The sequence below is a fragment of the Candidatus Frankia nodulisporulans genome, from assembly GCF_902806475.1.
GTDB classification, from domain to species: domain Bacteria; phylum Actinomycetota; class Actinomycetes; order Frankiales; family Frankiaceae; genus Frankia; species Frankia umida.
On sequence record NZ_CADCWS010000364.1, the window covers coordinates 1 to 3213 of the forward strand.

Below are 3213 nucleotides of genomic sequence, written 5' to 3' on the forward strand. Positions count from 1 at the left end.
GTGGGTCTGGGCGCGGTCACCGACGTGCCGCTGCTGGAGGCGCTGCTGGGCCTGCCCCACGGCCTGCCCGTGCCGGTGGCCGGCCTGTCCGACCGTGAGCGGCGCGCCCTGGACGTCGCTCCGGCGGGCTGTGTCGAGCCGGGGCCGGACGGGATCGTCCGCCAGGCGCGGCCGCCGCTGACCCCGGCACTCGCCGTCGTGCCCGCCCTGCGTGGCTGGCAGGCCGGGCTGGTGGCGGCCGGCCGCTACGCCCCGTTCTGCGCCCGGGCGATCGTGCTGCCCCGGGCACCGCGCGACCTGCTCGCCGCCTGCACGGAGGCCGACTTCTACGGCGTCGGCCTGATCGTCGGGTCGCAGCTCGAGGTGCTGGTGGCACCCGAGCCCTACCGGGCTAGCCGGGTCACCGCCCGCCGCTGGTGGTTCGCCGAGCAGGTGCACCAGGCGCTCATCACGGGTGACGAGCGGACCGAGGTCGGTACCGCATGACGCGCCCGCTGCCGGTGCAGGCCGGCCTGTTCGACGACGCCGATCTCCCGGACGGCCTGGCCGCCCCGGACGTGCGGCTGCTCGAGCTCCTGGCGGCCGGTGTGACCGTGGTGGTGCGTCTGCCGGGGCTGTACCAGCCGTACGGCCCGTTGCTGCGCCATCTGGCCGCCACGGGCCGGCTGGTCAGGATCGGTAGGGGGACGCCGTGGGGCAACCCGTACCGGCTGCGTCCAGGCGCGTCCGCTGACGAACGGGCGGAGGTGATCGCCGCCTACGAGCGGCACCTGGCTGCCCGGCCGGACCTGCTCGCCCGCCTCGGCGAGCTCCGCGGCCGCGCACTCGGATGCTGGTGCGCACCACGGCCATGCCACGGCGATCTGCTGGCCCGTCTCGCCGGCGTGGCCGGGCCCACGGAATCATGACCATGAGGATCGACGACGGGGAGGACCTGATGAGCGAGCAGCAGCCGGCCGGTGGCGAGGGCCAGGACGTGGACGCGCTCGGCGCGACCGGGACGTGCACCCGGTGCGGGACGGCGCTGATCCCGGGGACGACAGCGACCGGGGTGGGCGAGTGCGCGGACTGCCTGTATGGGCCGACGTCGTCACCCTGGGACGACGACGAGACCGACGGCCAGGGTGACGGTGGGAGCCGGTACGTGCCCGGGGTGATCATCGACCTCGACAACCCCACGTCGTACATCATCTGACGACCGGAGGACCGCCATGGACCCGCTGGGCGATGACTGGACCGACGAGGACGACGCGATCCCACCCCAGTGCTCCGGCTGTGGGGCCGCGCTGATCCCCGGGGTGACCGCGCTGCCCCCGAGCGTGCCAGGCCGGCGTGACCGGTGCCAGACCTGCGCGATCACCGGGCAGTGCGTGGGATGCGGAGACCCGATCATCCCGGGCTACAACCAGCCGGTGGCCGTGCCGTACGCCCGCGAACTGTGCGAGGACTGCGCGCCACCAGGTCCGATCGAGGGCGACGTCCTGGTCGTCATCGACGCGGTGATGCCCGACGCCTACCACTCGCGGGACACGATCATCTGACGGTCATCACGTGACGACCGTTTCCGGAGAGACGACCACCGGAATCAATAGATGATCATGCCGAGACGCTCGCCCAGCCGCTGATTTTGATCAATGGTTCGGGCTTTGTAGATCATGAAATCTCGAGTTAGTCAACGGCATTGACAATCTTCCACGTTTTTCGATCATGAACGATCACCCCCTCCGATGATGTTGAAAATCAGGCCGGTCAAGGCCGCAACGGCTTGACCCGGGAGGCTTGACGGCGGGCGGTGTGCGCTCGACCGTCCCGCTGTCGTCCATCTCCTCCCAGCTGCATAGAGATGTCGGACATCCTCGTGCGGGTTGCCTGCCGGTGCTGGCCTGCGACGACGGCCGCCCGGCCCCCGCGGTGGTGAGGAGTGGGGCGGGGAGTGGGGCGGGGAGTAGGGCGGGGAGTGGAAACCGGGCGTTTTCGACGCCCGGGGCAGGCTGCGATCGCCAGCGCGGCGGACCCACGACGGGCGCCTGGTCGCGCGGCCCCCGCGACCAGGTAGCGGCCAGGCTGCCGGCACCGGGCCGGGGAGCTGGGCGGTAGCGGTCGCACGCGGCATCCCCGGCGGCCGCGGACCATGGCGTGCGGCGGCCTGGTGGGGCTGGACGGGCGCTACCGCGACCGTCGCCGGCGGATCTGGCGTTGGTGGTCGTCGTGGTCGGTGCCGGGTGCGGCGGGCGGCACGACGTCAGTCGTCGTCGTCTTGGGCGTTGCCGGCGGCCGCGGACTGCGCGCGGGGCCCGAACCCGGTCTGTCCGGTGCGGCTGCCGGGATCACGGTCGCCGGCGGACTGGATCCGGGAGGCATCCTCCGAGGTCATCGGCGTCGAACGGTCGTCGTCGTTGTCTGAGTGCTTCGCCATGGATCCAGCGTCGCGCGGTTCGCCGACGAGGGCCAGGCGGCCGGCGCCGGTGCGTCGCGGGGGGCGGTTGCTCTCCTGGTTGCCTGACGGGTTGCCTGACGGGTTGCCCGGTGTGCAGCGGTGCACGCGGCCGCCCCCTACGCGCGCAGGCGCGCGCCCGCGCGCGTAGGGGGCCGTGCACGGCGGGTTCGTGCACGCGGGTTGCACGGCTCGTGCACACCGGTCTGCACGCGGTGCACACGTCGACGTGCAGGCCATGTCGGCCCGCCCGTAGCTTCGGTCACAGGTGACCTGTGGCGGTCACACCTGGCCGTTCATGCCGCTTCCTGTGGTGGCGGGCCGCTTGCCGATGCTGGCCTTGTCGAGGTGGCCGTAGACGGTGGAGCGGGGGACGCCGAACATGGCGGCGATCTGGGCGACGGTGTGCTCGCCGGTGTCGTAGAGCCGTTGGGCGAGGGCGGCCTGGTCGCTGGTGAGGCGGGGGCGTCGTCCGCCGGTGCGGCCGCGGGCGCGGGCGGCGGCGAGGCCGTCGTGGGTGTTGGCGACGATGAGCTCGCGCTGGTACTCGGCGAGCACCGAGAGCATGCCGAACATGGCGCGGCCTTCGGCGGTGGCGGTGTCGATGCCCTGCTCGACGACGTGCAGGCCGATCTGCCGTTCGGTGAGGTCGGCGCCGAGGGTGACCAGGTGCAGCAGGGACCGGCCGAGCCGGTCCAACCGGGTGACCTTCAACGTGTCGCCGGCCCGGAGCAGTTTCATCATGAGATCGAACTCGGGCCGGGACGCCTTCGCCCCCG

At 72.5% G+C, this 3213-nt stretch carries 6 protein-coding genes; 4 read left to right on the plus strand and 2 right to left on the minus strand.

The annotated features are described in order from the left end of the window. From G6R24_RS19685 to G6R24_RS19700, 4 genes are all read left to right on the plus strand, one after another. The coding region (locus tag G6R24_RS19685) for a hypothetical protein (RefSeq protein ID WP_163550649.1) at window positions 1-486 on the plus strand (486 nt) is incomplete at its 5' end. Beyond that, window positions 483-908, plus strand: a complete 426-nt coding sequence (locus G6R24_RS19690; RefSeq protein WP_163550650.1) for a DUF4326 domain-containing protein — start codon at window positions 483-485, stop codon at window positions 906-908. The genes G6R24_RS19685 and G6R24_RS19690, both read left to right, overlap by 4 nt. A gap of 29 nt (window positions 909-937) precedes the next feature. Beyond that, entirely contained in the window at window positions 938-1195 is a 258-nt protein-coding gene (locus tag G6R24_RS19695; protein WP_163550651.1) for a hypothetical protein, read from the plus strand. 16 nt (window positions 1196-1211) lie between these two features. Then, a complete protein-coding gene (locus tag G6R24_RS19700; RefSeq protein ID WP_163550652.1) occupies window positions 1212-1541 on the plus strand; it encodes a hypothetical protein in 330 nt (109 codons plus the stop codon). 701 nt (window positions 1542-2242) lie between these two features. On the opposite strand, the gene G6R24_RS19705 is transcribed toward G6R24_RS19700, so the two are convergent. Both G6R24_RS19705 and G6R24_RS19710 read right to left on the minus strand, forming a co-directional pair. Continuing rightward, window positions 2243-2416, minus strand: a complete 174-nt coding sequence (locus G6R24_RS19705) for a hypothetical protein (RefSeq protein WP_163550653.1) — start codon at window positions 2414-2416, stop codon at window positions 2243-2245. Between the two features lie 300 nt (window positions 2417-2716). Continuing rightward, a partial coding sequence (locus G6R24_RS19710; RefSeq protein WP_163550654.1) for a recombinase family protein occupies window positions 2717-3213 on the minus strand: 497 nt, incomplete at its 5' end.